The following is a 23,928-nucleotide window of genomic DNA, read 5'->3' on the forward strand; positions in this document are numbered from 1 at the left end:
GTTAATGATGACTGGTTTGTGATGACAGGCTAGTGATAAGTAGCTTGAGGATGGGGGGCGAGTTCGTATAATGCCTCACCCACGATATGTAAAAACGGGAGCAGCAAATGGCAGGTGGATTTCGGCGCGGTAACCGGCAGCGTCTTCCTAAGTTAGAAGGTCGCGGTGAGCTAGAGGCGATAGAGCGCGAAGGCCCTTTTAAAGAGTGGCTAGGTATGCCGGATCTTTATCGCTACCATTTAGTGGTCGCAGGCGAGAAGTATAGTTACCAGACTGAAGATGGTGAGCTGCCTGTGACGGTGGGAGATAAGGTCGTGTTCCGCTACAAAGAGACTAAAGGCGGCAACTGGATTGACCGCAATTCGCTTGGCAAAGCGATCGACCCCTCTGAATATCAATAATCAATTGATATCTTGACCTTCCGGTCAGGAACTCTCTTGCACTATTGACCTCCTAGCTATTAATGTCTAGTTATTGCTTGTTGTCATTACATTGCAATGACGGGGCAACAGAAGTGTCATGGGGTACAGTCATGCTGTGCCCTGATGACATGCCGTCTGACATAACGTATGAAATAGCCAAATAATAGGAGGGAACCATGGAACTTAAGGATCTTAAGCAGTTTGTCGCCAATCACGACAATTTTGAAATTCGCGTGATTACCCATTCGGGCAGCCGTTTTTATCAGGTTGAGCTGGAAGACGTTGAAGGCGAGCGTCATATGCTGACGCAGCGTACCAAGCCAATGCTGTTTCGCTCGCTAGATGATGCCTATATGGATCTCAAGCGCGCCGGGATTCATCGCGCTTACCTGGTACAGCATGTGCCCCACGATGAAGTGATAGGCCGCGACGCGCACTATAGTGAGCCGCTCACATCGCGTATGCCGCTTGTTTTTTAACGCTGCTCTCACCCATCAACGTTTAGCCTGACGCTTTTCCCACCACTGCCCAAGCCGAATTCGGCGACGGGCAAAAAATCGGTAACCGGCATTCATTATGCCGTGTACTCCCGGTAAGCACGAAAACCTCACCAGCCGCCGATAGCCCAACACTGCATAGAGGGCACGGCTGGCATCCATGCCGATGTACCATCTCCCTTGACTATCACGCAGGTGCAACTGGCCCATCATGGCGTTAAATTCTTGCCCATACGCCTGAGCGTTAAAATCACGGGCCTGAATATCTATCAGCGCGATGTGTTCCCGATGGCGATGCTTTTCCAGCCACGCGACTTCCTGTTGGCAAAAGGGGCAGTGACCATCGTGAAATAGCGTAACTGGCGGTGCAGCATGTAGTGGCGTGTAGCGGCTCATGGTGACTCCTGGTTGGTATTGGCCGAATAACCTGCTGTGTGGCAGGGCTGCCCGTAGCCAGGCGATGTTTCCAATTGATCCAAAAAGTGCTCAGCCTGTTGGCGGATAGCCTCGCGCTTCTCGTCGGCCATGCGGTTGAGGGAGCCGTAAATCAGCTTCATGCGAGGGGTCTTACTCAGACGCTCAGCGTTGGTTTCGAGAAAGTGCCAGTAAAGGCTGTTGAAAGGGCAGGCTTTTGGCCCCGTGACCTGCTTGGGTGAGTAACGGCAGTGCTGACAATGGTCGGACATTTTGTCGATATACTTGCCCGACGCACAGTAGGGCTTTGAGCCCATTAAGCCGCCGTCGGCATGGAGCACCATCCCTAGGGTGTTAGGCAGCTCTACCCACTCACTGGCATCTGCATAAACCGCTAAGTACCAGTCGCATAGCGCCTCAGGTTTAACTCCGCATAGTAAGGCGAAATTGCCTGTCACCATCAGTCGTTGAATATGGTGGGCGTAGCTATTGTCGATGGTCATCTGAATAGCGCGCTGCAAGCAGCGCATATCGGTATCCGCGTCCCAGTAAAACGCTGGCAGGTCGCGCTCAAAACCTAGCTGATTAGACCCTTTGTAGCTGGGCATCTGCGTCCAGTAGAGCCCTCGCACATACTCACGCCAGCCAAGAATTTGGCGGATAAACCCTTCCACGGCGTTGATCGACACGTCACCGCCATAGTAACGCTGCTCGGCGGCTTCGCAGACTTCATGGGGCGACAGCAGGCCGATGTTCATCGCAGCTGAGAGGCGCGAGTGATACAAATAAGGTGCAGAGTCACTGATTGCATCTTGATAGCGGCCAAAATCAGCCAATCCATGGTCTATAAAATGGTGTAAATCCACCAACGCTTGTCGACGAGTGACTGGCAGGTTGAAATTATCCAGAGACCCCATATGGTCGCCAAAATGGCGCTTGGCATCGTTTAGCGCTTCTTGGGTGATCGCATCCTGACGATGTTGAGGTAGCTCAGGGAAATCCAGTTTGGCTTTGATAGGCTGGCGATTGTCGTGGTCAAAATTCCATTTGCCGCCAACGGGCTCGTCGCCCTCCATCAAGTACCCGGTACGTTTGCGCTGTTCTCGGTAAAAGTACTCAAGGCGCAGCTGTTTGCGTCCGCTTGCCCATTGGCTAAAGTCATCGGGTGTGGTGAAAAAGCGCTCATCCTCAAGTAGTCGCCACGGAATCGTTGCGTTTTCGCGCTGCTGCATCGTCTCCCATAGCCGCCATTCGCCAGGTCGGGCAACGCGTATCTCATTGCAGCCGTACTGTTGCGCGATGCGTTCGGCTTCCTCAATAAGGGAGTGGCAATTATCTGCATCATCCAGCGCGCTGTAGTGCACTTGAAAGCCTTTTTCGCGCAGTGCCTGGGCAAAGTGACGCATGGCAGCCAAAAAGAAGCCAATTTTATGGATATGATGGGGAACATAGCGCGCTTCCTCGCCAACTTCGCACAGGGCAACCACGGCATTGGCGGGCGCGTCTTGCAGCGTTGTGAGTGAAAACGAGAGCTGGTCGCCGAGCACCAAAAGCAAAGGCTTGGACATGAGTTAGCCTGTAATTATACAAATGATGCCGATAGTATAACTTTATACCGCCACTTTGCCGAAAAGTGATAGGATTTAATTAATTGATAGATGTACTGAGTACCATCGTTATTTTTCAGGAGCATGAGTAATGACCGAGAATGTCGTCAAGGATCAGCCGGGCGAGGGCCGCTTGGCCCATGCACCCAGCGATCATCCACCGGTAGCGCGAGCCAAGGTGGGTGTTGTGCTGGCAAACCTGGGAACCCCGGATGCCACCGACTACTGGTCAATGCGTCGTTACCTCAATGAGTTTCTTTCTGATAAGCGCGTGGTTGACTATGCCGGTTGGAAATGGCAACCGTTGCTACAACTGATTATTTTGACCAAGCGTCCCTTCTCATCGGGCAAGGCCTACCGGGGGATCTGGAATAACGAGAAAAACGAAAGCCCGCTGCTGACCACAACGCGTGCTCAGACCGAGAAGATGACCGCTCGATTAAAAGCGCTTTACGGTGATGACGTCGAAGTCGATTTCTGCATGCGCTATGGTAACCCCTCGACGGAAAGCGTGCTGACGCGATTAAAAGAGAAGGGTTGCGAGCGAATCGTGTTTTTTCCGCTCTATCCTCAATACGGTTCGCCCACCACGGCGACGGCGAATGATCAGGCGTTTCGCACCCTGATGAAGATGAAGTGGCAGCCTTATATACGTACGGTGCCCGCTTATTTTGAACATCCTGCCTACGTTCAGGCGTTGGCCAACTCGGTGCAAGAAGCCTACGACGGTCTCTCGACCCGGCCGACCAAGTTGGTTGCCAGCTACCATGGCGTTCCCGAGCGCTACCTGATGGAGGGGGATCCTTACCACTGTCAGTGCCAGAAAACGACGCGCCTGCTCCGTGAGAAACTTGGTTTTAGCAAAGAGGAAGTGGATACCGCTTTCCAGTCGCAGTTTGGTCCCGAGAAATGGGTCGGCCCGCAAACCGTTAAGCATGTGGCCGAACTCGCCCAGCAGGGGCATAAACACATTGCGATTATGTCGCCTGCCTTCTCTTCCGACTGTGTTGAAACCTTGGAAGAGATCGAAGAGGAGATCCGCGATAGCTTTATGGAAGCGGGTGGCGAAACGTTCAGCTATATACCTTGCCTGAATGATCGCGATGACCATATTGAGGCTCTGTTAGCCGTCATCAATAATGAATTAGCAGGATGGCTATCGACCCCAAACCCTAGCGTTTAGCTAGCTACTCGTCATAACTGAAAGCTAATAGCAGCCGCCCTGCGAAATTAATCGCTGTGCGGCTGTTTGCGTTTAAGCGTTTGACTGGTCAGTCAAAACTGCCTGTTATATGGTGTACAACTTTAGAATCACTATTATTCAACGCTGGCATATCATTGGCAAAGTAAGGTGTCTAACCGCTAGCGGCTGTCTTGGTGGTGAGCCTTTCGTTTTTCAGGAGGTTTCGCTTGATACAATTTGCCGTGTTAATGGGTTTCGTACTGGCGGCGCTATCGCCCATGTTAAACCACTGGTTCGGTCAGCGTACCAGCCTAGTACTGGCCCTATTTCCTGCCGGATTGGCGGCGTGGTTGGCACTTCAAGCCCCTGAGGTCATTGAGAACGGTAGCCTGCTTTTAGAGTGGCAGTGGGTGCCTTCTCTGGGAATCAGCCTTACCTTCCTGTTGGACGGTCTATCGTTGCTCTTTGGGCTATTGATTACCGTTATGGGGGCCTGCGTGCTGGTATATGCCGGCGGCTACCTTAAAGATCACCCTGATATTGCCCGATTTCACATCGCCTTGGTCGCCTTCATGGTGTCGATGCTGGGGCTGGTATTGGCTGATGGCCTATTAACGCTATTCGTTTTTTGGGAATTGACCAGCATTACCTCCTATTTGCTGATTGGTTTTAACCACGCTGATATCAATGCGCGAAAATCAGCGCGGCAGGGCTTATTCGTTACTGTGGCGGGCGGATTAGCATTAATGGCTGGGCTGGTGCTGCTAGGGATTGCCAGCGGTAGCTGGTCGCTGGCGGAGATTCTCGATCAGGAGGCTGACCTGCGTGAACATGCACTCTACACGCCTATGTTGATCTGTTTACTACTGGGGGCCTTCACCAAATCGGCTCAGTTTCCGTTTCACTTTTGGTTACCCAACGCCATGGCCGCGCCGACTCCGGTTTCGGCTTACCTGCACTCGGCCACCATGGTGAAAGCGGGTATTTATCTGCTGGCGCGCTTACACCCGGAGCTGGGCGGCACTGCGATGTGGGTTGGCGTTCTTTCCGTGGTCGGCGCGACCACTATGCTGGTGGGTGCGTTTTTAGCGATTCATCACACCAATATCAAAAAGCTGCTCGCTTACTCGACTATTATGGCGCTGGGCACGCTGACGATGCTATTGGGCATCGGTACCGAGTACGCGATGACCGCGTTTGTTACATTTCTTTTGGCGCACTCTCTCTATAAAGGGGCGCTGTTTATGGTCGCCGGTATTCTTGATCATGAAACCGGCACGAAAGATGTCACCCAGATGGGCGGGTTACGCTCAGTGATGCCGCTGACTGCCACCATTGCGTTGGTGGCTGCGCTTTCGCTTGCCGGTGTGCCGCCGCTACTCGGTTTTATCGGTAAAGAACTGATGCTTGAATCAGTTCTCGGCGCCGATAGCTTCCGAACACTGCTGGTGCTGTTCGCCTTTCTGGCCTCTATTTTAACTATCGCCGTTGCTTTCATTGTGGCGCTACGTCCTTTTTACGGTAAGCGTCACCAAACCCCGCTTGAGCCACATGAAGCCCCGCCTGGTATGCTGCTTGGGCCCGCGCTGCTCGCACTAGGGTCGCTCCTGTTAGGCTTGATGCCCGCTGTGCTGGGTGCTGATGCGTTGTTAACGGCAACCGCCACTGCTATATCCGGGCAAACAGTAGAAGTGGCGCTGTCGCTTTGGTATGGCATTAACGTCGCGTTGATAATGTCGATCGTTAGCCTTGGTTTAGGCTTTTTGCTGTTTAGGCGTTGGGACAGCGTGCGTGGCAAGCTCTCTGTATTGGCACCGGTGATGCGCCATGGCCCCGAGGCTGGGTATGAAAGCATGATGAATGGCATTGTGCACTTCTCAGAGTGGCAAACTCGGCTGCTCCAAAACGGCTATATGCGTAACTACATTTTAGTGATGTTAGCGACGCTTATTGCACTGATCGGTAATTCAATTCTATTACGCCATTCGCCTGTGTTTGCCGTTGACCTGGATGTGCGTTTTCACGAGGTAGTCGTGGCTGGCACTATGGTGATGGGGGCACTGTTTGCGACCATTTCTCGATCGCGGCTGGGGGCAGTGGTTTCCGTGGGCATCATGGGTTTTTCCATTGCATTGATTTTTGTTCTGTTCAGTGCGCCAGATTTAGCGATTACCCAACTGCTGGTAGAGACCTTAACGGTTATTTTGCTGGTACTGGTGCTGTTTCGCCTGCCACGCTTCTCGAATCTTTCCACCAGCTTGGAGCGCATACGCGACGGCGTGGTGGCCGCTATGGTGGGTATCTTGATCTGCCTACTGATTATGACCTCCTGGAGCATTCAACAGTTTGAGCCCATTTCGACCTACATGATTGAGAACAGCGCGCCTTTGGCGTATGGCCGCAACATCGTTAACGTCATTTTGGTCGACTACCGTGCCCTGGATACCTTAGGTGAGATGTTCGTGTTAGCGCTTGCCGCCATCGGCGTGATCGCCATGTTAAAGCTACGCAATAACACCAAAACCACCGACAGCAGTAAAGTAGCTGCCAAGGAGCCTTACGATGGTTAAGTCAGGCACGATTATTCTTAATACCGCCGCACGGTTTTTAATGCCGCTGCAACTGATGTTTTCTATTTTCCTATTGCTGCGAGGGCATGACGAGCCGGGCGGAGGATTTATTGCCGGCTTGGTAGCGGCAGGGGCGTTTACGCTGTATCTGTTTGCCTTTGGTGTAAGTGCCACCAAAGAAGTGCTGCGCATGGTCGACCCCCGAGACCTGATTGGGGTTGGGCTATTGCTGGGAATGATCTCGGTAGTGCCTGCCTGGTTTATGGGGCAGCCATTTCTGACAGCCCAGTGGTGGACTATCCCGGTTATCGACTTTAAAGCTTCCACGCCGCTGATTTTCGATGTAGGCGTCTATTTTGCTGTGCTGGGTTCGGTCACCGGCATGGTGATGACGCTTATGGAGGTCGACAAGGATGAACCTTGAGTTAACAGGAGGCACAGCATGGAACCATTAATGGCAGTGGCGATTGGCCTGCTGTATGCGACGGCTATTTTTATGATGTTGCGTCGTTCTATCGTCAAACTGGTGATTGGTCTGATGCTGCTCTCTAATGCCGCCAATTTACTGATTTTTACCACGGCGGGCATGACCCGTGGAGCACCTCCGCTTATCCCTGAGGGGATGATGCTGCCGCCCAGCGGGGTAGCCGACCCCTTACCCCAAGCGGTTGTGCTGACGGCCATTGTGATTGCCTTTGGGGTGCTTGCCTTTGCCGTGGTATTGATTCGACGCGCCTACGAAGTCGTTAAGGCTGATGATCTCGATAAGATGAAGGATACTGATACGTGAGGCCTGAAGTTGCTCTTCCCGTCCTCTTGCCCCTGCTAACCGGGGCAGTCTCCTTGTTGTTTTGGCGCGCGCGCCCCATGCAGCGCTTTTTGGCGGTGGCAGGTAATGTTGCGCTACTCATGGTTAGCCTGTGGCTGTTTGTATCTACGTTGTCAGATGGCTATGTCACCATGCAAATGGGTAGCTGGCCAGCTCCCTTCGGGATTACCTTAATAGCCGATCTGTTAAGTGCGGTGATGGTGTTAATGACGGCTATTATCGGTTTGGCAATGGGTGTTTACTCGCTGGCCACCACTGGCCGCGGCCACGAAAAATTTGGCTACTATCCGTTAATGCACCTGCTGCTCGCCGGGGTGATGGGGGCCTTCTTAACCGGCGATATCTTTAACCTCTATGTATGGTTTGAGGTAATGCTGGTGGCCTCTTTTGCGCTGCTGATTCTGGGGGGAGAACGCGCGCAGATGGAAGGGGCGATTAAGTACGTCACCTTGAACCTGTTGGCATCGGTCATCTTCCTGACCGCGGTGGGGCTACTCTATGGCATGGTGGGTACACTCAACATGGCCGACATTGCGTTGCGCATGGATGAGGCAGAGCACACCGGTATGGTGGAAGTGCTGGCGGTCATGTTTATGGTGGCCTTCGGCATCAAAGCCGCCGCCTTTCCGCTATTTTTCTGGCTGCCAGCCTCGTATCACACCCCACCGGTCGCTGTTTCGGCGCTGTTTGCCGGGTTGCTCACCAAGGTGGGGGTGTATGCGATGTTCCGTGTCTTTACCCTGATGTTCGATCAAACCATGGGCTATCTCCAGGAGATTATGCTCTGGGGTGCTGCCTTCACTATGGTAACAGGCGTGCTCGGTGCCGCCGCCCAGCATGAGTTTAGGCGAATCTTGTCGTTTCATATCGTCAGCCAGATTGGCTATATGATCTTAGGCTTAGCTCTTTACACACCTTTGGCGATCGCCGGTGGCGTGTTTGCCATCGTGCATAACATGGTGGTGAAGACCAATCTCTTCTTGATCAGTGGTATCACCCACCGTTTGCAGGGAACCTACCAGCTTAAAAAAATGGGCGGGCTGTACCGAGATCGCCCTTGGCTTGCCGTGGCGTTCTTTCTTTCTGCATTCTCGCTGGCGGGGGTGCCGCCGCTGTCAGGCTTTTTTGCCAAATTCGTGATTGTGCGTGCAGGCCTGGAAGTTGAAGCCTATGTGGTGACCGGCATTGCACTGGCGGTGGGATTGATGACGCTTTATTCCATGGTGAAAATTTGGAATGAAGTGTTTTGGAAGTCGTTACCCGAAGATAACGACGTGCCTGCGACTGCCACGCCAACTGGTGACGACGGTCGTCTGTTAAAGCCTAGCCTGTGGATGATGTATTCGCCCGTTATGGTGTTGGCGTTATTTTCTCTGCTCATTGGTGTGCTTGCAGAACCTATTATGTGGGTGATGATGGGTATTGGTGATCAACTGTTTGAACCTTCGGGGTACATCGAAGCCGTATTGGGTGCTTCAGCCAGTGCAGACGATGTTCTGCTGCAGCCAACGGGGGCGGCAGAAGATCAACCTGAGGCGGACGCCGGGGAGACAGCGCGATGACCGGAGCCATTTGGAACCTACTGCTAGGCCTTGCTTGGGTACTGTTAAGCGGTGATTTTAGCGGCTTAAACCTCCTTGTCGGGCTAATATTTGGCTACATTACGCTGATACTCATCGAACCTCAGCTTGATTCCCTAAAAGGCTATCCTGCGCGAGTACCGCGTTTTATCGGCTTTATTGGTTTTTTTCTAAAAGAACTTGTTCAAGCCAACTTGCGTGTCGCTTTTGATATTGTCACCCCCCCTTGGCATATGAAGCCTGGGGTCATTGCGATGCCGCTTTCCGCGCGTACCGAAATGGAAATTACTCTGGTAGCCAATCTGATTTCATTGACACCAGGAACGTTGAGCCTGGATGTATCAGATGACCGTAAAGTCTTGTATATCCACGCGATGTTTTTAGACAATGAAGAGGAGCTACGGCGCAACTTAAAAGAGATGGAGCACCGGGCTTTGGAGCTATTTCGCTAATGGATACCGTCATTTTAATAAGCCAAGTCATCATGAGCCTGGCGCTTATCTTTACTTTTGTGCGTGTAGTGCGCGGGCCGAGTTTGCCTGATCGGGTGGTGGCGTTAGAGCTTTTTTCTACCACCGTGGTGGGATTGGTCGGGGTTTATGCCATCAAGTCTGACGTGGCTAGCTTTCTGGATGCCGCCATTGTGATCGCATTAATGGGGTTCTTAGCGGCAATTGCGTTTGCGCGCTTTTTGGAAAGGGGAGGCCCAAGGGATGATTGATTTCATAAAGGGCGCGTTAATCATTGGTGGTGCACTATTTATACTGCTTGCCTCAGTCGGATTGCTGCGGTTGCCCGATTTGTTAACCCGCATGCATGCCACTACCAAGGCCGCGGCGTTAGGCGTTATCTTAATTATGTTGGCAGCGGCCATGCACTTTGCTGAAGTGGGGATCGTGGCCCGCTCATTTGCCATCATCGTGTTTATCCTGATGACCGCCCCCGTGGCGGCCCACGTGATTGGCCGTGCCGGGTACTTTGTTGGCTCGAAGCTGTGGAGCGGTACCGTAAAGGATGAGTTGCGCCCGAACTATGATCCCTTAACCCATGAGCTTAAAAGCGGCCTGGAAACCCAGGAAAACGCCAAGCGCCAACCCCGCGAGACTGACCCTGACTAGGCTTGACTAGAGCAAACCACAGCGTAGTAGCCATTGAATAACCGCTGCTAAGCCACCTTCGGGTGGTTTTTTTGCGTCTGGAGATGGGGTGTATTAAGACACGAGTAATTAGTTCGCCCTTAACAAATAATGTACAATAAAAACCATGTACAATAATTGTACTGTATAAGATAATGCGTTCATGTTTTACCCCATGCCCCGCAGAAATGTGATTAAACGTGACCATGCGACGCAAACAACACCTGCCACAGAAAGACTGTGCTCAATGCCAGCGACCGTTTCTCTGGCGGAAAAAATGGGCGCGCTGCTGGGACGAGGTGCGCTACTGCAGTGAGCGGTGCCGTCGTAGTGCCAAGTAGCCAAGCAAGCCACGGTGATAGCACCAAGTTCTGGGCAGGAATGTACCCCTAGGAGGCACAAGCATGTACAGCACGATTGATATTGTCTGGCTGCAAGACGACCTGCGTATTGCTGATAATCCTCTTTTACACTTTGCCTCTCCTCCTAGTTATCTGATGTGTATCTACGTGTTAGATGAGCGATGGTTCTTGCCATTATTTGACGGCGAATCAACGCCGCGTATTGGGCCTGCGCGGTTGCGCTTTTTATGGCAAAGCTTAATGGAGTTGCGTGGTGAGCTCCTAAAGCGTGGCAGCGATCTGCTGGTGCGCATTGGCAAGCCTAGTGATGTGGTGATTGAGTTGGCGTCAAAGCTAAACGCACGAGAGGTGCGTGTTGCTGACCATGCAGGGGTTGAGGAATTCGCGCATATTCAGGCGGTTGAGCAAGGCCTGCCTAGTCAAACTGCCCTCAATTGCATAGAGAGTGGGCTACTCATTGATCGAAAGGCGCTGCCTTTTGAGCGGGAAGCGCTGCCTGGGAGTTTTTCTGCCTTTAGGCGCAGTGTGGAGAGCGAATGTGCTGTGCCTGCCAGCCGCTGCGCTCCAATAACGTTGCCCCCTTGGCCCGAGGCGGCAAGGGGATTTCCGCCGCTAAAAGCCGTCTGTGAGCAGAGCGCTACCTGGCAGCCCGATCCTCGCCAAGGTTACGCTTATAGGGGAGGAGAGTCAGCGGCTCATGGGCGTCTGAAGGATTACTTGTGGCGTCAACAGGGCGGTGAAACCTACAAGAAAACCCGCAACGGGCTATTGGGGGCTAATTTTTCAACCCGCGTTTCACCCTGGCTGGCGCGAGGTTGCCTGTCAGCTCGTCAAGTCTATGAGGCTGTGAAAGCATGGGAAGCGGAAAACGGCAGTAATGAGTCAAGCTACTGGATTAGCTTCGAACTGCTCTGGCGGGAGTATTTTATCCGTGCCGCTCAGTTGGAAGGGACGAAAATGTTTGGCTCACGCCAGACTGACCAGCCGTGTGCCGCTTTCGATGCCTGGCGTAACGGCACCACGGGGTTGCCGTTTGTGGATGCCGCTATGCTGGAGCTTCGCCACACTGGCTGGCTATCCAATCGTGCCCGGCAAAACGTGGCCAGCTTTTTAGTTAAAGACTTAAAGGTAGATTGGCGTTTGGGGGCGTTATGGTTCGAGCACTGCCTGATTGATTATGACGTGGCCAGCAACTGGGGCAATTGGCGCTATATTGCTGGTGTTGGGCGCGATCCTCGCCAAGATCGTTACTTTAATGTGCTCAAACAGGCGGGCCATTACGATCCCCAGGGGCTCTATGTTGCTCACTGGCTGGAGCAGCTCGAAACACTGCCCAATGGCCTGGAGCGCCATCAGCCGTGGCGTGCAGACCCCTTGAGGTTTGATGCTCCCTGCGTTGTGCCCGAGCAGTGGGAGCGATGGCTAATTCCTCGCTGTGAAGTAGGCACTTTAGCTGAGTCGTCCGCCGTGGAGAGCGTTATAAAGTAATTATCACCTTCGGCCAGACCCTAGTATCTACCTCTTTTCTAGGCCATCATTCCAGATATGCCAAGGACTGCCTAAGGATCGATATAATGTCTGGTAATTTCTCTATTGGGCGGCGCTGCAGCCCTCTTTTGTGTGTTTCCATAGTCGCAGCGCTAAGCGCTCCTTTCGCGTCAAGCGTAGCGGTCGCTAACCCTCAGCTAATGTCAGAAGTCGATACCCAGGCTGCTTCTGAGGTTAGCTATGCTAATTTTCAGCAGTGGCTTCGAGATTTTCGCCAGTACGCTGCAGGCCAAGGGGTCAGCGAAGCCACATTAAGCAACGCCCTGGATGGCGTTCGTTATCGTGAGCGTGTGATTGAACTCGACGGCTACCAGCCCGAATTTGTTCGCCCTATTTGGGAGTATCTGGATACCGCGGTTTCATCCACGCGTATTACTAACGGTCAAGAAAAGCTGGCTGATCACCGTGACACTGCTCAGCAAATGGAGCAGCGCTATGGGGTGCCAGCAGAAATAATCGTCGCCATTTGGGGCATCGAAAGTAACTATGGCAGTAATTTTGGCGATTTTTCGACGTTGGAGTCCCTGGCCACGCTGGCTTACGATGGTCGACGCCGTGACTTTGCTCGAGGTGAGCTGCTCGCGGCGTTACGGATTATTGATCAAGGTGATATCGCTGCTGAAGACATGAAGGGCTCCTGGGCTGGGGCGATGGGACATACTCAGTTTATTCCCAGTAGCTTCGAAGCCTATGCCGTCGATGGCGACGGTGACGGTCGGCGCGATATTTGGGACAGCATCCCCGATGTCATGGCATCAACGGCCAACTATCTTGACCGAGCCGGATGGCAAACCGGTCAACCCTGGGGTATTGAGGTACGCCTGCCCGAAGGGTTTGATTACGCCCAGACCGAACGCCGCAGCAGTGCCGAGTGGCGCAACCAAGGCGTACAGGCGCAGCAGGGCGAATTGCCGAACTTCGATAGCGCCGCTATCGTGGTACCCGCTGGCGCTAATGGCCCTGCATTTTTGGTAGGTGCTAATTTCCGTGCGATTTTACGCTATAACAATGCCACCAGTTATGCACTGGCCGTTGCGACTTTAGGCGATGCGATCGCTGGACGCGAGGGCATTCAGCACAGCTGGCCCCGGGATCAAGCGCCACTTACCCGTGACAATGTTCAAGAACTTCAGCGCGCATTGAACCGGGTAGGATACTCTGTAGGCGGCGCGGACGGCATTATGGGGCCCAACACCCGGCAAGGTTTGCGGAACTTTCAGCGTGATCAAGGGTTAATACCGGATGGGTTTGCGACCCAGGAGCTACTTGAACAGCTACGCCAGCGTTCGCAGTAAGCAGTGTTAAAAGGGTGCTTCTAATTTCCAAGGATGATGTTATGCAGTTGATAGGTAAGATGTTTTTTAACAGAGTGATGTTAGGTGCCGTGTTGTTAGGTTCTGGTCTGTCTGCTTCCATGGCGATGGCAGATGATGACCAGGTATTCGGCTGGGTTGAAAAAGCCACCCTGCAACCCTGGGATATCGAGGTAAAAGCCAAGCTCGATAGCGGAGCATTAACCTCTTCATTAGACGCTCGCGATATAGAGATGTTCGAGCAGGATGACGAGGAGTGGGTGCGCTTTCGTTTGAAGCTTGAAGATCAAGGAAGCGGAGACGTATTCAGCGACCAAATTGAGCGGCCGCTTTATCGAGAATTGGCTGTTCGCGGAGCAGGCGGCCGCGACGAGCGTCCCGTGGTGTTGTTGGAAGTATGTATGGGCGACACCATTTACGAAGAGCAGTTTAGTCTACGTGACCGTGAAGAAATGAACTATCCGCTGCTGCTCGGTCGTCGTACCATTAGCCACCTTGGCTTGCTGGATGTGCGTGAAACCTTCTTGCAGGAGCCCGAGTGTGGGGAAAACGCCACCGTTGTGCCCCACGACCCAGAAGATGAACAGTCCTAACTTGCCTGTCGATAAACGCTTAAAACAGCCGTGATAGAAGCGCGGTCACGGCTGTTTCAACGCGTAAAATGCGCGGGCCAAGATGCATACCCTCGCAACCTGCTAGCATTAGTTGCTCTACCTCCCAAGCAATAAAACCGCCCTCTGGGCCTACCAATAGCAGGGTAGGTTCACTTATGCCTCTTGGGCAGGCGTTGGGCATGCCAGGATGGGCTACGAGTCCGCGGCGTTCGCTGAGTAAGCCAGGCAGTTGCTGCTCCAAAAAAGGACGAAAGCCTTTGCTCAGGGTGACCGATGGTAGCTGGGTGTCGCGGGCTTGCTCTAAGCCGAGTACCAAGTGCTGGTGGATTTTCTCCGGGCGTAACTCAGGGGATTGCCAGTAGCTCTTCTCAACCCGTTTAGTATGTAGCAGGGTGATCTCTTTGACGCCTAGTGCTGTCACATGCTCTAACGTGCGCGCCAACATACGTGGACGGGGCAGAGCTAATGCCAAATGTACGGGTAACGGTGGCGGCGGTGGCTCATCAAGGTTTTCCAATTGGAAATATGCGCGCTCAGCGGTGAGCTCTTTTAGCATCGCTTTGCCCATGGCGCCGCCTTGCACACCTACGGTGAGCAGGTCGCCAGGTGCCGATCGATGGACATCACGAAGGTGTTTTAGTCGGCGTGGATCGGTGATGCAGACGTGGCCGTCATTGGTGAGATCGTTGGGATTGAGCAGAATCAAATTCATAATGATGGTCTATTGGTCACAAAGCAGGCACGGTACGCCTTGCTAAACTATTAAGGTGGCTTGCATAGGCGCGTGGTGCAGGCACAATATCAGCAACGGAACCAGTAACGGGAATAAAAAGTCCCTATCGCGTTTAAGGAGATGCGCCGTGCGCGTAATTCGCAAATATGCAAACCGCAGGTTGTACGATACTCAGCAGAGTCGTTATGTGACGCTGGAAGACCTGCGTCGTTTAATCATCGAAGAAGAGCCGTTCAGGGTGGAAGATGCCAAAAGCGGAGAAGACCTGACGCGGACTATTCTGCTCTCTATCATTATTGAGCAGGAGCAAGCGGATAGCGAAGCGGAAGTGTTTTCAAACGATCTTCTAGCGCAGCTTATCCGGGTTTACGATATGACCTCACCGTTGCCGCTGTCGCGTTACCTCGAACAGGGTACGCAACTGATGTTGGAGCAGCAGAAACGTTTGCAGAGCCAGTGGAAACAGGCAATGCGCAACACGCCGTTAGAATTTATGCGTGAGCTTGCCGAAGAGAACATGCGCTTTTGGCAAAATACCTTGAATCAGCCGGGTCAAGCCGATGAGTCGAGTGATGCTGAGCAGCCTGAGAGCGATAGCAACGATACCAGCAAAGATAACAAACCCTCCTCCTGACCCCACTTGGTGCTGCGCTGTGGCATAATGCCGCCGATATACGCTCTCCCGTTTGAGAAGGATGCACATGAAGGTTTTGATGATAGGCGGCGGTGGTCGCGAGCACGCCCTGGCTTGGAAATTGGCGCAATCTACCCAGGTTGAGCAGGTCTTTGTCGCCCCCGGCAATGCCGGCACCGCGGCGGAAGCGAAGCTGACCAACGTAGCGATTGCCGCAACGGATCTCGACAGCCTGGTCGCTTTTGCCCGTGATGAGCAGATTGGCTTGACCGTGGTGGGGCCGGAGGCTCCCTTGGTTGAAGGTGTTGTTGACCGGTTCCAAGCGGCCGGTCTGACTATCTTTGGCCCTACTCAGGCGGCTGCTCAGTTGGAAGGCTCAAAATCATTTACCAAGGACTTCCTGGCCCGTCATGATATTCCTTCGGCTGACTACCAAACGTTTACTGACGTAGACTCTGCGCTTGCCTATTTAAGCAAAATGGGCGCACCCATTGTGATTAAGGCGGATGGCCTAGCAGCGGGCAAAGGCGTCATCGTGGCGCTGAGTGAAGCCGAAGCTGAGGCTGCTATTCGCGATATGCTGGAGGCCAATGCCTTCGGCGGTGCAGGCGCTCGCGTGGTTATCGAAGAGTTTCTGGAGGGCGAAGAGGCGAGCTTTATTGTCATGGTGGACGGCGAGCATGTGGTACCCATGGCCACCAGCCAAGACCACAAACGCGCTTATGATGGTGATACCGGCCCTAATACCGGCGGTATGGGCGCCTATTCACCAGCGCCTGTGGTCACGCCCGAGGTTGATGCACGTATCATGGAGCAGGTCATTCTGCCCACCGTGAGGGGCATGGCTGCAGAAGGCAATGCTTATACAGGGTTCTTATATGCAGGCCTGATGATCGACGCGGCGGGTAACCCCAAGGTTATTGAGTACAACTGCCGCTTTGGTGATCCTGAAACTCAGCCAATCATGCTGCGCTTAACCTCTGACTTCGCTGAGCTTTGCTTAGCGGGTGCCCAGGGCAAGCTGGATGGGCAACGCTGCGAATGGGATTCCCGTGCAGCGGTGGGCGTGGTGCTGGCGGCCGGAGGCTACCCTGGCAGCTACCGCAAGGGTGATGTGATTCACGGCTTAGCTGCGGCTGAAGAAACGGGCTGCAAAGTGTTTCACGCCGGTACCGCGCAGGATTCCCAGGGCGAGATTATTACGGCAGGTGGCCGTGTGCTGTGTGTAACGGCATTGGGCAATAGCGTCTCCGCGGCGCAGCAGCAAGCGTACCAAGGCGTTAATGCTATTCACTGGGATGGCGTCGAGTGTCGCCGTGATATCGCCTTCAGGGCGATTGCCCGAGAGGAGTAAGCACGCCTTACGCTAAGCGAATACTGACGAGGAAACAGGCATGGAGCGTGTCAAGCTGGACTTTCCCGCTGAGGCGGTCATACATCGTCACCCCTTGACCGTGAGGGTAACCGATATGAACTACGGCCGTCACTTGGGGCATGATGCGCTGGTATCACTGCTCCACGAGGCGCGCATTCAAGCCTTTGCTGCCCTGGATCTGCCTGAGTGGGATATGCATGGATACCCTTCGGTGGTCGCTGATCTCGCCGTTCAGTATCAAAGTGAAGCGCGCTGGCCCGATGGCCTAACGATTGCCACCGCTGTACCCGAGCCCCAAGGCAAAGCGTTGACGATCTATCAGCGCATCTACCAGGCAGATTCTCAGCAGGTAGTCGCTACCGCACGGATCAATCAGCTACTGATTGATCGTGCTACTGGGCGTCCTGTCGAAGTACCCGAGCAGGTTAAACAAGCGCTTTCCCACGCGAGGTATGGCTGATGTCTCGGGAGTATCCGATTATCGCGGTAACCGGTTCCTCAGGGGCGGGTACCACCACCGTGAAGCGCAGCTTTGAGCGCATGTTTCTGCGCGAAGATGTGCATGCAGCAATGGTCGATGGCGATGCCTTTCACCGCTATACCCGTGATGACCTGCACCGCATCTTCCGAGAAGAGCCAGAACGCAAAGACGAACTTTCGCATTTTGCCGTAGAGGCGAATTTGCTGGATCGTCTGGAAGGGTTGTTTAGTGAGTATGGCGAACACGGTTCGGGTACTTTTCGGCACTATATCCATGCTGAAGATAAGCAGAAAATTGAAGCAGGCTGCCGGGTAGGTACTTTCACCGAGTGGCAGTCGCTGCCCTGTGGTACCGACCTGCTGTTTTATGAAGGCTTGCACGGTGGGCTGGTCACTGAGGAGTATGACATTGCCCGCCATGTGGATCTGTTGGTTGGTGTGGCGCCAACCATGAATCTTGAGTGGATTCAAAAGATCGACCGTGATACCAAGCTGCGGGGCTACTCACAAGAAGCGGTCATTGACACTATCCTGGGTCGGATGGATGACTATGTGCGCTACATCCAACCGCAGTTTTCGCGTACTCACATCAATTTTCAACGTGTGCCCACCGTCGATACCTCTAACCCCTTTGAAGTGCAGGATATTCCCACCGACGCTGAGTCGTTCGTGGTCATCCGTTTTCGTGATCCCTCCACCGTTGATTTCCCTTGGCTGCTGGCGATGATTAAGGACTCGTTTATGACCCGTCCGCACACGTTGGTGGTGCCGGGGGCGCGGATGTCGCTGGCGATGGAGTTGATTCTTGCCCCCTTGGTTAGGCATCTTCTTTCCCAGAGACGCTTTCGTTAAAAGGTAGCGGGCTTGAAGCTACCTCTCACCGGTGCAATTCATCGGTGCAATCATCAGACTGGCAGAGATAATTCGACACTTAAGTGGCAAGTAGTTAATAAAGGAGAGCTGTATGGATTGTCTGTTTTGTAAAATCATTAACCGTGAAATTCCCGCTGATATCGTTTATGAAGATGACCACGTGTTGGCATTCAATGATATTGGCCCCCAGGCGCCTACTCATCAGCTAATCATTCCTAAAAAGCATATCGCCACGCTCAATGATATCGATGAGGCTGATATTGCCACAGTAGGGCGGCTTCAGTTTACCGCCGCCAAGCTTGCCCGCGAGCAGGGGTTTGCTGAAGATGGCTACCGCGTGGTGATGAACTGCAACGAAATGGGCGGACAAACGGTCTACCATATTCATATGCATCTACTCGGTGGGCGTGCATTCACATGGCCTGCCGGTTGAGTTCGGCAGATCGCTATCGCAAGTCAACGGAGTGTTGCCATGGATCGTCAACAGAGTCGTTCAGATCGCCTGATACATCAGTTCGATACCGTTTTACGAACGCTTATGCCACACGCTGCTTCACCACAGCGCACCAGCCCCGCTGAAGGTGTGGCTGAGGGAACGTTCGACGATCAAGAGCGCCGCCATGCAGCAGGTTTGATGCGTATCAACCATACTGGTGAGGTGTGTGTTCAAGCGCTGTATCAGGGGCAGGGCGTGACCGCTAAACTTCCTCATGTGCGTCACCAGATGGAGCAGTCGGCGCTAGAGGAGATCGATCATCTTGCCTGGTGTGATGAGCGTCTAGAGCAGTTGCAGAGCCGAACAAGCTGCTTAAACCCGTTGTTTTATGCCGCTTCCTTTGGCATTGGCGTGGCCACTGGGGCGGTCAGTGATCGTATTAGTTTGGGATTGGTCGCCGCGACCGAAGAGCAGGTAGGTAAGCATCTTGATTCACACCAACAGTCGCTACCCCGTGGCGACAACCGCTCCCGCGCCATACTGCGCCAGATGGCAGTTGATGAAGCTCACCATGCTCAGCTTGCCTTAGAAGCGGGGGGCGTTCGCTTTCCGGCACCGGTGAAGTGGGGCATACGGCTGGCCTCTAAGGTAATGACTAAAAGCGCCTATCATCTCTGAGACATATTCACGTTGCATAATGGGTTAAGTGGCGGTGTAGGGAAGTCGTTACCAAGGAGAGGAGCAAGAAGATGCTAGGCAATGCAGTGCTGTTTTTAATTATTGCGATCATCGCTGGGGCGGTCGGTTTTTCTGGCATTGCCGGGGCGGCGTCCACCATTGCGCAAATTTTGTTTGTGCTGTTTCTTATTTTGTTTCTTGTGTCATTTTTTACCGGCCGCAGACGTTAGGGCTTTGCGCTAGCGTCAGTGCAAACACAAACTAAAAGGCCCCGCTCTGCGGGGCCTTTTGCTGTCAGCATTGACTGCCAGCGTGATGCTAATGATTAAGCATCAATACGCTTATACTTCATGCGCTTAGGCGTATCGTTTCCGACCCGCTTTCTATGATCCTCTTCGTACTCCGCGTAGTTGCCTTCAAATAAGACCACTTCAGAGTCACCTTCAAAGGCCATAATGTGCGTGGCGATACGGTCAAGGAACCAACGATCGTGAGAGATCACCATAGCGCAGCCCGGGAAGGCTAGAAGCGCGTCCTCCAGTGCCCGCAGGGTTTCAATATCCAGGTCGTTGGAGGGCTCATCGAGCAGCAGCACGTTAGCGCCTTGCTTGAGCGTTTGGGCAAGCTGTAAGCGACCGCGCTCACCACCGGAAAGCTCCGACAAACGCTTCTGCTGGTCGTTACCCTTAAAGTTGAAGCGACCCACATAGGCACGCGAGGAGACTTCGTAGCCGTTAATATTAAGGATATCCTGACCATCCGAAACGGCTTCCCACACGCTCTGCTTGTCATCTAAGCCGTCGCGTAGCTGTTCGACGTAAGCGATATCGACCGTTTCACCCACCAGGACTTCGCCTTCGTCCGGCTGCTCTTTACCGGTAATCAGTTTAAAGAGCGTCGATTTACCCGCACCGTTACCACCGACGATACCAACGATCGCACCCTGGGGAATGGTGAAGGAGAGGTTCTGGTAGAGCAGCTTGTCATCGAAGCGTTTAGCCACATCACGAAACTCAATGACGTTATCGCCCAGGCGCGGGCCAGGCGGAATATAAATTTCATTGGTCTCATTACGCTTTTGGAAGTCGCCAGACTGCATCTCTTCAAAGCGGTTGAGGCGTGCTTTGCTCTTTGCCTGGCGGCCTTTGGCGTTACTGCGCACCCACTCAAGCTCTTGCTTGATGGCTTTCTGACGCGAGGCTTCCTGCTTGGCTTCCTGGTTCAAACGCTGATCTTTCTGCTCCAGCCACTGGGAGTAGTTACCCTCGAAGGGTATGCCTTGGCCACGATCAAGCTCCAAAATCCAACCCGCCACGTTGTCCAGGAAGTAGCGGTCGTGGGTGATCGCCACTACTGTACCGTTATAGTCGTGAAGGAAGCGTTCAAGCCAAGCCACCGATTCTGCATCCAGGTGGTTGGTAGGCTCGTCAAGCAGCAGCATATCGGGGCTGGAGAGCAGTAAGCGGCAGAGTGCTACACGACGGCGCTCACCACCTGAGAGGTTACCCACTTTGGCATCCCAGGGGGGGAGTCGCAGTGCTTCGGCAGCAACGTCAAGTTTGCGTTCCAGGTTATGCGCATCAGCAGCTTCGATAATATTTTCAAGCCGGGCCTGCTCGCTGGCTAGCGCATCAAAGTCGGCGTCGGGCTCTGCGTAGGCCGCATACACCCCATCCAACTTCTCCTGGGCATCTTTGATCGCCCCCAGTGCTTCTTCGACGGTGTCGCGGACGTTTTTCTCGTCATCTAGCTGCGGCTCCTGTGGAAGGTAGCCAACATTGATGCCAGGCATCGGACGAGCTTCACCTTCAAACTCTTTATCGACACCGGCCATAATGCGCAGCAGTGTGGATTTGCCCGAACCGTTAAGCCCCAGAACGCCGATTTTGGCGCCAGGGAAAAACGAGAGCGAAATATCCTTGAGAATTTGCTTTTTGGGCGGCACTACTTTGCCAACCCGGTTCATGGTGAAAACGTATTGCGCCATGGAGATCCGTTAAGTTGTTGAAAAGAAGAAAGCGACAGCAGCAGACTGCTGGCTCTTATTGCTGGCTGAAGCGTGATGATAGTGGTCTGCACCAGGAAAGGCTAGGCTACTTGAGGTGTTGGCTAGCCAGGCCCGCTCATTTGCTGAGAAGGCCAAGCTGCTCAAGGATTACTCTTCTTCGTCCCAGTCATCTTCGATGGCGCGCTGAAGTCGTCGCTCTTCCAACCACGCCTCGACTTGGCGCCGCGCGCGTAAGCTGTCAGCTTTGCTCGGTTTGCTTCTGTTGTAGTGGTCGTCATTGACGGCGTCTAAGCTTTCGAACTCATCTGAGTCGAGTGTTTCGTTGCCTAAGGTTTCATGACTTAGGGTCTCACGACTTAGGGGATCACGGCTCATGTGATGTCCTCCAACCCAGCCGGCGTGCCGGCGTAACAACGGCTTCACGCGAGTACATGTGCAGTTTATTAAACACATGCCAACTGCAAAGTGAAGCGCCTAGCGCAATTCAAGCGCCTTGCCGCTATATAACGCCAGTTGGGATGAAGTTCAAGCTTTATAGTTTTTTTTAGTGAGAAAGTTAATGATTAGCTGTTTTCTCGCTGCTTTTGTAACTCCGCTAGCGCAAGCTGTGTTTCTACACGCTCCGTTACATCTTTTTGCACGCCAATGTAATACATCAGCTTGTCTGCTTCGTCATAGACCGGCGTAATGGAAAGTTCATTCCAAAACATGGTGCCGTCTTTGCGATAATTACGCAGTACTTCTCGAGAAGGTCGGCCCTCGTTTAGCGCATCTCGAATGGCGACAAGCGCGTCCTGGTCGCGGTCTTCGTTCTGTAAAAAGCGGCAATCGCGATACAGAATTTCATCAGCACTATAGCCCGTCAAGCGCTCAAAGCCTTTGTTGACGTAGATGAGGATATTTTCATCCCCTTCCTGTTCGGCAACGACAATGCCGTCTTCCGATGCGTCAACAATACGTTCGAGCAATTCTGGACTGATCAATGGAGATCGTTTCATCAAGGGGTTCCTGTTGCAGCTCCAATCCTTTCCGTCGTTCACAGTCGCTTTCGCCCATGAGCTAACGGAGTTTCCAATCACTTATTATAGGCAGCATAGCAAAGGCGCCACTACATCACTGCTATTCGGCCCTATCATGGCGAGCGTTGTCACGCATTGCAATCGCGAACGCTACGCTAATGTAGGTAGAGCTCTCGATAGCACGCTTGAATACATGTGGTTACCAGTGGCGCGTCACTCGACTTCAGGTAATTGATGGGTGCTAAGTATGGCCCCCACGGCGGTAGCCGCTAGCATGAGGAGTAATGTGCCGCTACCAAACCACTGGGCAAAGGCGCCAATAAGGCCACCTACAATCAACATTAATACGCCGGTTAAGGTATTCGAGAGCGCCACGTAAAGCGCACGATTATCTTGGCTGGCCATATCGACGAGGTAGGTTTTACGCCCTAAGCGTACGCCGTGGTGAACAATCACGAGTAGTGCATAAACTGCCGCATAGGGCCATATGCTGTGTGTCCACTCGCCGGGTAACCAAGCTAAACTAGCGCCCATTATGCAGCAAATGGCGGTACCGATCGCCGCATCGCGCATCACGCCACGGCTCGACTGATCCGCCCGTTTCCCCCATACCGGGCTAGCTACCATCGCGGCCAGCCCCGACACCACAATCAGTATGCCCAGGCCTCCCAGGTCGGTGCCGCTTTGGTTTTGCCCTAGCAGGGCGATGTAGGGTAGGGCGAGTGCACTTGAGAGCAGCAGCGCCCTGGCAAGGTTGAAGTGTAAAAAAGTACGGTCATCTTTTAACAGCGACAGTCCCTGTTTAATACTGTCCCAGCCGTTTTCGCCGCCTTCTACTGCCCCAGGGGCTTCTTTGATGCGTGCGGCGGCGATGGCATTGATTAGCCACCCGCAGGCAGCTATGGCCAGCAGTATCGCCACCACTAAATGGCCGGGTCGGCTCTCAAACAACATTAGCAGTGTCCCAGCGACCAGCGTTGCACCACCAGCAATGCTGCCGCTCCAGCCCATTAGCGTACCGCGGCGGCGCTTGGCAATGGTTTTGCCCAGCACATCTTTTGTGGCAATTGAGGATAAGCCACGTGCCAGTGAGAGCAGAACTAATGCTGTGAGCACTAACGCTCCGCCCAAGGTGCCGGTGGCGAACAACGCCAGTACGGCAAGCGTTAAGGCAGCGAAGGCTTGGGTCAGCGCGCCGACCACCCACACCCATTTGCGCTTAGGTTTTAAGCGAATAAACCCCGCTACGAAGATTTGCGGCAGCAGGGCACCCGATTCTCGGATGGGGACCAGCAGACCTACCATCCAGATGGGAGCGCCAATAATGCCCATCAGCCAGGGTAAGACTAAACGCGCGCTCGACAGCTCGTCAGCCAGTTTATTGCCCAAAGAGGCCCATATATGTAGAAAAAAATTACGCGGTTGTTCGTCGCAGGCGCTTTCAGGTATGTCGTCGCACATGCGGCTGTCGTCATCGCCCGTTAGCCACTCATACAGGCGAGTTTGTGAAACGTTATGTTCGGCCATTGGGACTCCTTCTTAATCGACCTATCTCAAGCGACCTGTCTCAAGAGAGCTATTTCAAGAGAGCTATCTCAAGCCATCTCAAAATGACAG

General features: G+C 53.4%; 28 protein-coding genes. 21 read left to right on the forward strand and 7 right to left on the reverse strand.

What is annotated here, in order from left to right:
* Positions 1-107 precede the first annotated feature (107 nt).
* Positions 108-401: a hypothetical protein gene (locus tag AC4EYZ_RS20840; protein WP_022522725.1), complete on the forward strand. Its 294-nt coding sequence runs from the start codon at positions 108-110 to the stop codon at positions 399-401.
* Between the two features lie 197 nt (positions 402-598).
* The gene (locus AC4EYZ_RS20845; protein WP_027960145.1) at positions 599-901 is read left to right on the forward strand and encodes a DUF6482 family protein; all 303 of its coding nucleotides are present in this window, start codon (positions 599-601) and stop codon (positions 899-901) included.
* 15 nt (positions 902-916) lie between these two features.
* Here the strand turns inward: AC4EYZ_RS20845 and AC4EYZ_RS20850 are convergent, their stop codons facing one another.
* Positions 917-1,315 (reverse strand): thiol-disulfide oxidoreductase DCC family protein, encoded by a 399-nt coding sequence (locus AC4EYZ_RS20850; protein ID WP_161462963.1) that lies wholly within the window; start codon positions 1,313-1,315, stop codon positions 917-919.
* Positions 1,312-2,901, reverse strand: a complete 1,590-nt coding sequence (locus AC4EYZ_RS20855; RefSeq protein WP_474191473.1) for a cryptochrome/photolyase family protein — start codon at positions 2,899-2,901, stop codon at positions 1,312-1,314. Before AC4EYZ_RS20855 ends, AC4EYZ_RS20850 begins: the two co-directional genes overlap by 4 nt.
* Before the next feature lie 130 nt (positions 2,902-3,031).
* Here AC4EYZ_RS20855 and hemH point away from each other — a divergent pair, with 130 nt between their 5' ends.
* From hemH to rloA3, 12 genes are all read left to right on the forward strand, one after another.
* Complete coding sequence (gene hemH / locus AC4EYZ_RS20860; RefSeq protein ID WP_474191474.1) at positions 3,032-4,123, forward strand: ferrochelatase; 1,092 nt, start codon at positions 3,032-3,034, stop codon at positions 4,121-4,123.
* Positions 4,124-4,353: 230 nt separating this feature from the next.
* A complete protein-coding gene (locus AC4EYZ_RS20865) occupies positions 4,354-6,693 on the forward strand; it encodes a putative monovalent cation/H+ antiporter subunit A (RefSeq protein ID WP_474191477.1) in 2,340 nt (779 codons plus the stop codon).
* Positions 6,686-7,117, forward strand: a complete 432-nt coding sequence (locus AC4EYZ_RS20870; protein ID WP_022522731.1) for a Na+/H+ antiporter subunit B — start codon at positions 6,686-6,688, stop codon at positions 7,115-7,117. Before AC4EYZ_RS20865 ends, AC4EYZ_RS20870 begins: the two co-directional genes overlap by 8 nt.
* Before the next feature lie 18 nt (positions 7,118-7,135).
* Positions 7,136-7,483 carry a Na+/H+ antiporter subunit C gene (locus AC4EYZ_RS20875; protein WP_022522732.1) on the forward strand — a complete coding sequence of 116 codons (348 nt, stop codon included), beginning with the start codon at positions 7,136-7,138 and terminating at the stop codon, positions 7,481-7,483.
* Positions 7,480-9,084, forward strand: coding sequence for a Na+/H+ antiporter subunit D (locus tag AC4EYZ_RS20880; protein ID WP_009287671.1), 1,605 nt, complete (start codon positions 7,480-7,482; stop codon positions 9,082-9,084). Before AC4EYZ_RS20875 ends, AC4EYZ_RS20880 begins: the two co-directional genes overlap by 4 nt.
* The gene (locus tag AC4EYZ_RS20885) at positions 9,081-9,554 is read left to right on the forward strand and encodes a Na+/H+ antiporter subunit E (RefSeq protein WP_022522734.1); all 474 of its coding nucleotides are present in this window, start codon (positions 9,081-9,083) and stop codon (positions 9,552-9,554) included. The genes AC4EYZ_RS20880 and AC4EYZ_RS20885 overlap by 4 nt, the downstream gene beginning before the upstream one ends.
* On the forward strand, positions 9,554-9,823 hold the full coding sequence (locus AC4EYZ_RS20890; RefSeq protein ID WP_022522735.1) for an MrpF/PhaF family protein: 270 nt from the start codon (positions 9,554-9,556) through the stop codon (positions 9,821-9,823). Before AC4EYZ_RS20885 ends, AC4EYZ_RS20890 begins: the two co-directional genes overlap by 1 nt.
* Positions 9,816-10,220: a monovalent cation/H(+) antiporter subunit G gene (gene mnhG / locus AC4EYZ_RS20895; RefSeq protein ID WP_007113321.1), complete on the forward strand. Its 405-nt coding sequence runs from the start codon at positions 9,816-9,818 to the stop codon at positions 10,218-10,220. The genes AC4EYZ_RS20890 and mnhG overlap by 8 nt, the downstream gene beginning before the upstream one ends.
* A 224-nt stretch (positions 10,221-10,444) precedes the next feature.
* Complete coding sequence (locus AC4EYZ_RS20900; RefSeq protein ID WP_083868814.1) at positions 10,445-10,579, forward strand: DUF2256 domain-containing protein; 135 nt, start codon at positions 10,445-10,447, stop codon at positions 10,577-10,579.
* 63 nt (positions 10,580-10,642) lie between these two features.
* The gene (locus AC4EYZ_RS20905; RefSeq protein WP_474191475.1) at positions 10,643-12,088 is read left to right on the forward strand and encodes a DASH family cryptochrome; all 1,446 of its coding nucleotides are present in this window, start codon (positions 10,643-10,645) and stop codon (positions 12,086-12,088) included.
* Between the two features lie 86 nt (positions 12,089-12,174).
* Positions 12,175-13,443 carry a lytic murein transglycosylase gene (locus AC4EYZ_RS20910; protein WP_009287673.1) on the forward strand — a complete coding sequence of 423 codons (1,269 nt, stop codon included), beginning with the start codon at positions 12,175-12,177 and terminating at the stop codon, positions 13,441-13,443.
* Positions 13,444-13,484: 41 nt separating this feature from the next.
* Positions 13,485-14,054, forward strand: a complete 570-nt coding sequence (gene rloA3, locus AC4EYZ_RS20915; RefSeq protein WP_051052079.1) for a retropepsin-like aspartic peptidase RloA3 — start codon at positions 13,485-13,487, stop codon at positions 14,052-14,054.
* 19 nt (positions 14,055-14,073) lie between these two features.
* Here the strand turns inward: rloA3 and AC4EYZ_RS20920 are convergent, their stop codons facing one another.
* Positions 14,074-14,787 carry a 16S rRNA (uracil(1498)-N(3))-methyltransferase gene (locus AC4EYZ_RS20920; RefSeq protein ID WP_474191476.1) on the reverse strand — a complete coding sequence of 238 codons (714 nt, stop codon included), beginning with the start codon at positions 14,785-14,787 and terminating at the stop codon, positions 14,074-14,076.
* Between the two features lie 148 nt (positions 14,788-14,935).
* On the opposite strand from AC4EYZ_RS20920, the gene phaR reads away from it, so the two are divergent.
* The 7 genes from phaR (at position 14,936) to AC4EYZ_RS20955 (ending at position 19,514) form a co-directional block, all read left to right on the forward strand.
* Positions 14,936-15,442, forward strand: a complete 507-nt coding sequence (gene phaR, locus AC4EYZ_RS20925; RefSeq protein ID WP_009287676.1) for a polyhydroxyalkanoate synthesis repressor PhaR — start codon at positions 14,936-14,938, stop codon at positions 15,440-15,442.
* Positions 15,443-15,509: 67 nt separating this feature from the next.
* On the forward strand, positions 15,510-16,796 hold the full coding sequence (gene purD / locus AC4EYZ_RS20930; RefSeq protein ID WP_022522741.1) for a phosphoribosylamine--glycine ligase: 1,287 nt from the start codon (positions 15,510-15,512) through the stop codon (positions 16,794-16,796).
* Between the two features lie 40 nt (positions 16,797-16,836).
* Complete coding sequence (locus AC4EYZ_RS20935; RefSeq protein ID WP_457547295.1) at positions 16,837-17,277, forward strand: acyl-CoA thioesterase; 441 nt, start codon at positions 16,837-16,839, stop codon at positions 17,275-17,277.
* Positions 17,277-18,149, forward strand: coding sequence for a phosphoribulokinase (locus AC4EYZ_RS20940; RefSeq protein ID WP_009287678.1), 873 nt, complete (start codon positions 17,277-17,279; stop codon positions 18,147-18,149). Before AC4EYZ_RS20935 ends, AC4EYZ_RS20940 begins: the two co-directional genes overlap by 1 nt.
* Before the next feature lie 112 nt (positions 18,150-18,261).
* Entirely contained in the window at positions 18,262-18,603 is a 342-nt protein-coding gene (locus tag AC4EYZ_RS20945) for a histidine triad nucleotide-binding protein (protein ID WP_022522743.1), read from the forward strand.
* 39 nt (positions 18,604-18,642) lie between these two features.
* Positions 18,643-19,284: a 2-polyprenyl-3-methyl-6-methoxy-1,4-benzoquinone monooxygenase gene (gene coq7 / locus AC4EYZ_RS20950; RefSeq protein ID WP_027960152.1), complete on the forward strand. Its 642-nt coding sequence runs from the start codon at positions 18,643-18,645 to the stop codon at positions 19,282-19,284.
* Positions 19,285-19,355: 71 nt separating this feature from the next.
* Positions 19,356-19,514: a DUF1328 domain-containing protein gene (locus AC4EYZ_RS20955; RefSeq protein WP_022522744.1), complete on the forward strand. Its 159-nt coding sequence runs from the start codon at positions 19,356-19,358 to the stop codon at positions 19,512-19,514.
* 95 nt (positions 19,515-19,609) lie between these two features.
* Here the strand turns inward: AC4EYZ_RS20955 and ettA are convergent, their stop codons facing one another.
* The 4 genes from ettA to AC4EYZ_RS20975 all read right to left on the reverse strand — a co-directional run bounded on the left by ettA (position 19,610) and on the right by AC4EYZ_RS20975 (position 23,838).
* On the reverse strand, positions 19,610-21,271 hold the full coding sequence (gene ettA / locus AC4EYZ_RS20960; RefSeq protein ID WP_009287680.1) for an energy-dependent translational throttle protein EttA: 1,662 nt from the start codon (positions 21,269-21,271) through the stop codon (positions 19,610-19,612).
* 168 nt (positions 21,272-21,439) lie between these two features.
* A complete protein-coding gene (locus AC4EYZ_RS20965) occupies positions 21,440-21,667 on the reverse strand; it encodes a PA3496 family putative envelope integrity protein (RefSeq protein WP_022522745.1) in 228 nt (75 codons plus the stop codon).
* 188 nt (positions 21,668-21,855) lie between these two features.
* Positions 21,856-22,290, reverse strand: coding sequence for a PAS domain S-box protein (locus AC4EYZ_RS20970; RefSeq protein WP_022522746.1), 435 nt, complete (start codon positions 22,288-22,290; stop codon positions 21,856-21,858).
* 234 nt (positions 22,291-22,524) lie between these two features.
* Entirely contained in the window at positions 22,525-23,838 is a 1,314-nt protein-coding gene (locus AC4EYZ_RS20975; RefSeq protein ID WP_022522747.1) for an MFS transporter, read from the reverse strand.
* Between the last annotated feature and the right edge of the window lie 90 nt (positions 23,839-23,928).

The sequence above is a fragment of the Vreelandella sp. 162(4c) genome (assembly GCF_058152265.1).

What these genes read in the sequence shown, in the direction of transcription:
- AC4EYZ_RS20840 (WP_022522725.1), top strand. Translation starts at nt 108, where the DNA reads ATGGCAGGTGGATTTCGGCGCGGTAACCGGCAGCGTCTTCCTAAGTTA.
- AC4EYZ_RS20845 (WP_027960145.1), top strand. Translation starts at nt 599, where the DNA reads ATGGAACTTAAGGATCTTAAGCAGTTTGTCGCCAATCACGACAATTTT.
- AC4EYZ_RS20850 (WP_161462963.1), bottom strand. Translation starts at nt 1,315, where the DNA reads ATGAGCCGCTACACGCCACTACATGCTGCACCGCCAGTTACGCTATTT.
- AC4EYZ_RS20855 (WP_474191473.1), bottom strand. Translation starts at nt 2,901, where the DNA reads ATGTCCAAGCCTTTGCTTTTGGTGCTCGGCGACCAGCTCTCGTTTTCA.
- hemH (WP_474191474.1), top strand. Translation starts at nt 3,032, where the DNA reads ATGACCGAGAATGTCGTCAAGGATCAGCCGGGCGAGGGCCGCTTGGCC.
- AC4EYZ_RS20870 (WP_022522731.1), top strand. Translation starts at nt 6,686, where the DNA reads ATGGTTAAGTCAGGCACGATTATTCTTAATACCGCCGCACGGTTTTTA.
- AC4EYZ_RS20875 (WP_022522732.1), top strand. Translation starts at nt 7,136, where the DNA reads ATGGAACCATTAATGGCAGTGGCGATTGGCCTGCTGTATGCGACGGCT.
- AC4EYZ_RS20885 (WP_022522734.1), top strand. Translation starts at nt 9,081, where the DNA reads ATGACCGGAGCCATTTGGAACCTACTGCTAGGCCTTGCTTGGGTACTG.
- AC4EYZ_RS20890 (WP_022522735.1), top strand. Translation starts at nt 9,554, where the DNA reads ATGGATACCGTCATTTTAATAAGCCAAGTCATCATGAGCCTGGCGCTT.
- mnhG (WP_007113321.1), top strand. Translation starts at nt 9,816, where the DNA reads ATGATTGATTTCATAAAGGGCGCGTTAATCATTGGTGGTGCACTATTT.
- AC4EYZ_RS20900 (WP_083868814.1), top strand. Translation starts at nt 10,445, where the DNA reads ATGCGACGCAAACAACACCTGCCACAGAAAGACTGTGCTCAATGCCAG.
- AC4EYZ_RS20905 (WP_474191475.1), top strand. Translation starts at nt 10,643, where the DNA reads ATGTACAGCACGATTGATATTGTCTGGCTGCAAGACGACCTGCGTATT.
- AC4EYZ_RS20910 (WP_009287673.1), top strand. Translation starts at nt 12,175, where the DNA reads ATGTCTGGTAATTTCTCTATTGGGCGGCGCTGCAGCCCTCTTTTGTGT.
- rloA3 (WP_051052079.1), top strand. Translation starts at nt 13,485, where the DNA reads ATGCAGTTGATAGGTAAGATGTTTTTTAACAGAGTGATGTTAGGTGCC.
- AC4EYZ_RS20920 (WP_474191476.1), bottom strand. Translation starts at nt 14,787, where the DNA reads ATGAATTTGATTCTGCTCAATCCCAACGATCTCACCAATGACGGCCAC.
- purD (WP_022522741.1), top strand. Translation starts at nt 15,510, where the DNA reads ATGAAGGTTTTGATGATAGGCGGCGGTGGTCGCGAGCACGCCCTGGCT.
- AC4EYZ_RS20935 (WP_457547295.1), top strand. Translation starts at nt 16,837, where the DNA reads ATGGAGCGTGTCAAGCTGGACTTTCCCGCTGAGGCGGTCATACATCGT.
- AC4EYZ_RS20940 (WP_009287678.1), top strand. Translation starts at nt 17,277, where the DNA reads ATGTCTCGGGAGTATCCGATTATCGCGGTAACCGGTTCCTCAGGGGCG.
- AC4EYZ_RS20945 (WP_022522743.1), top strand. Translation starts at nt 18,262, where the DNA reads ATGGATTGTCTGTTTTGTAAAATCATTAACCGTGAAATTCCCGCTGAT.
- coq7 (WP_027960152.1), top strand. Translation starts at nt 18,643, where the DNA reads ATGGATCGTCAACAGAGTCGTTCAGATCGCCTGATACATCAGTTCGAT.
- AC4EYZ_RS20955 (WP_022522744.1), top strand. Translation starts at nt 19,356, where the DNA reads ATGCTAGGCAATGCAGTGCTGTTTTTAATTATTGCGATCATCGCTGGG.
- ettA (WP_009287680.1), bottom strand. Translation starts at nt 21,271, where the DNA reads ATGGCGCAATACGTTTTCACCATGAACCGGGTTGGCAAAGTAGTGCCG.
- AC4EYZ_RS20965 (WP_022522745.1), bottom strand. Translation starts at nt 21,667, where the DNA reads ATGAGCCGTGATCCCCTAAGTCGTGAGACCCTAAGTCATGAAACCTTA.
- AC4EYZ_RS20970 (WP_022522746.1), bottom strand. Translation starts at nt 22,290, where the DNA reads ATGAAACGATCTCCATTGATCAGTCCAGAATTGCTCGAACGTATTGTT.
- AC4EYZ_RS20975 (WP_022522747.1), bottom strand. Translation starts at nt 23,838, where the DNA reads ATGGCCGAACATAACGTTTCACAAACTCGCCTGTATGAGTGGCTAACG.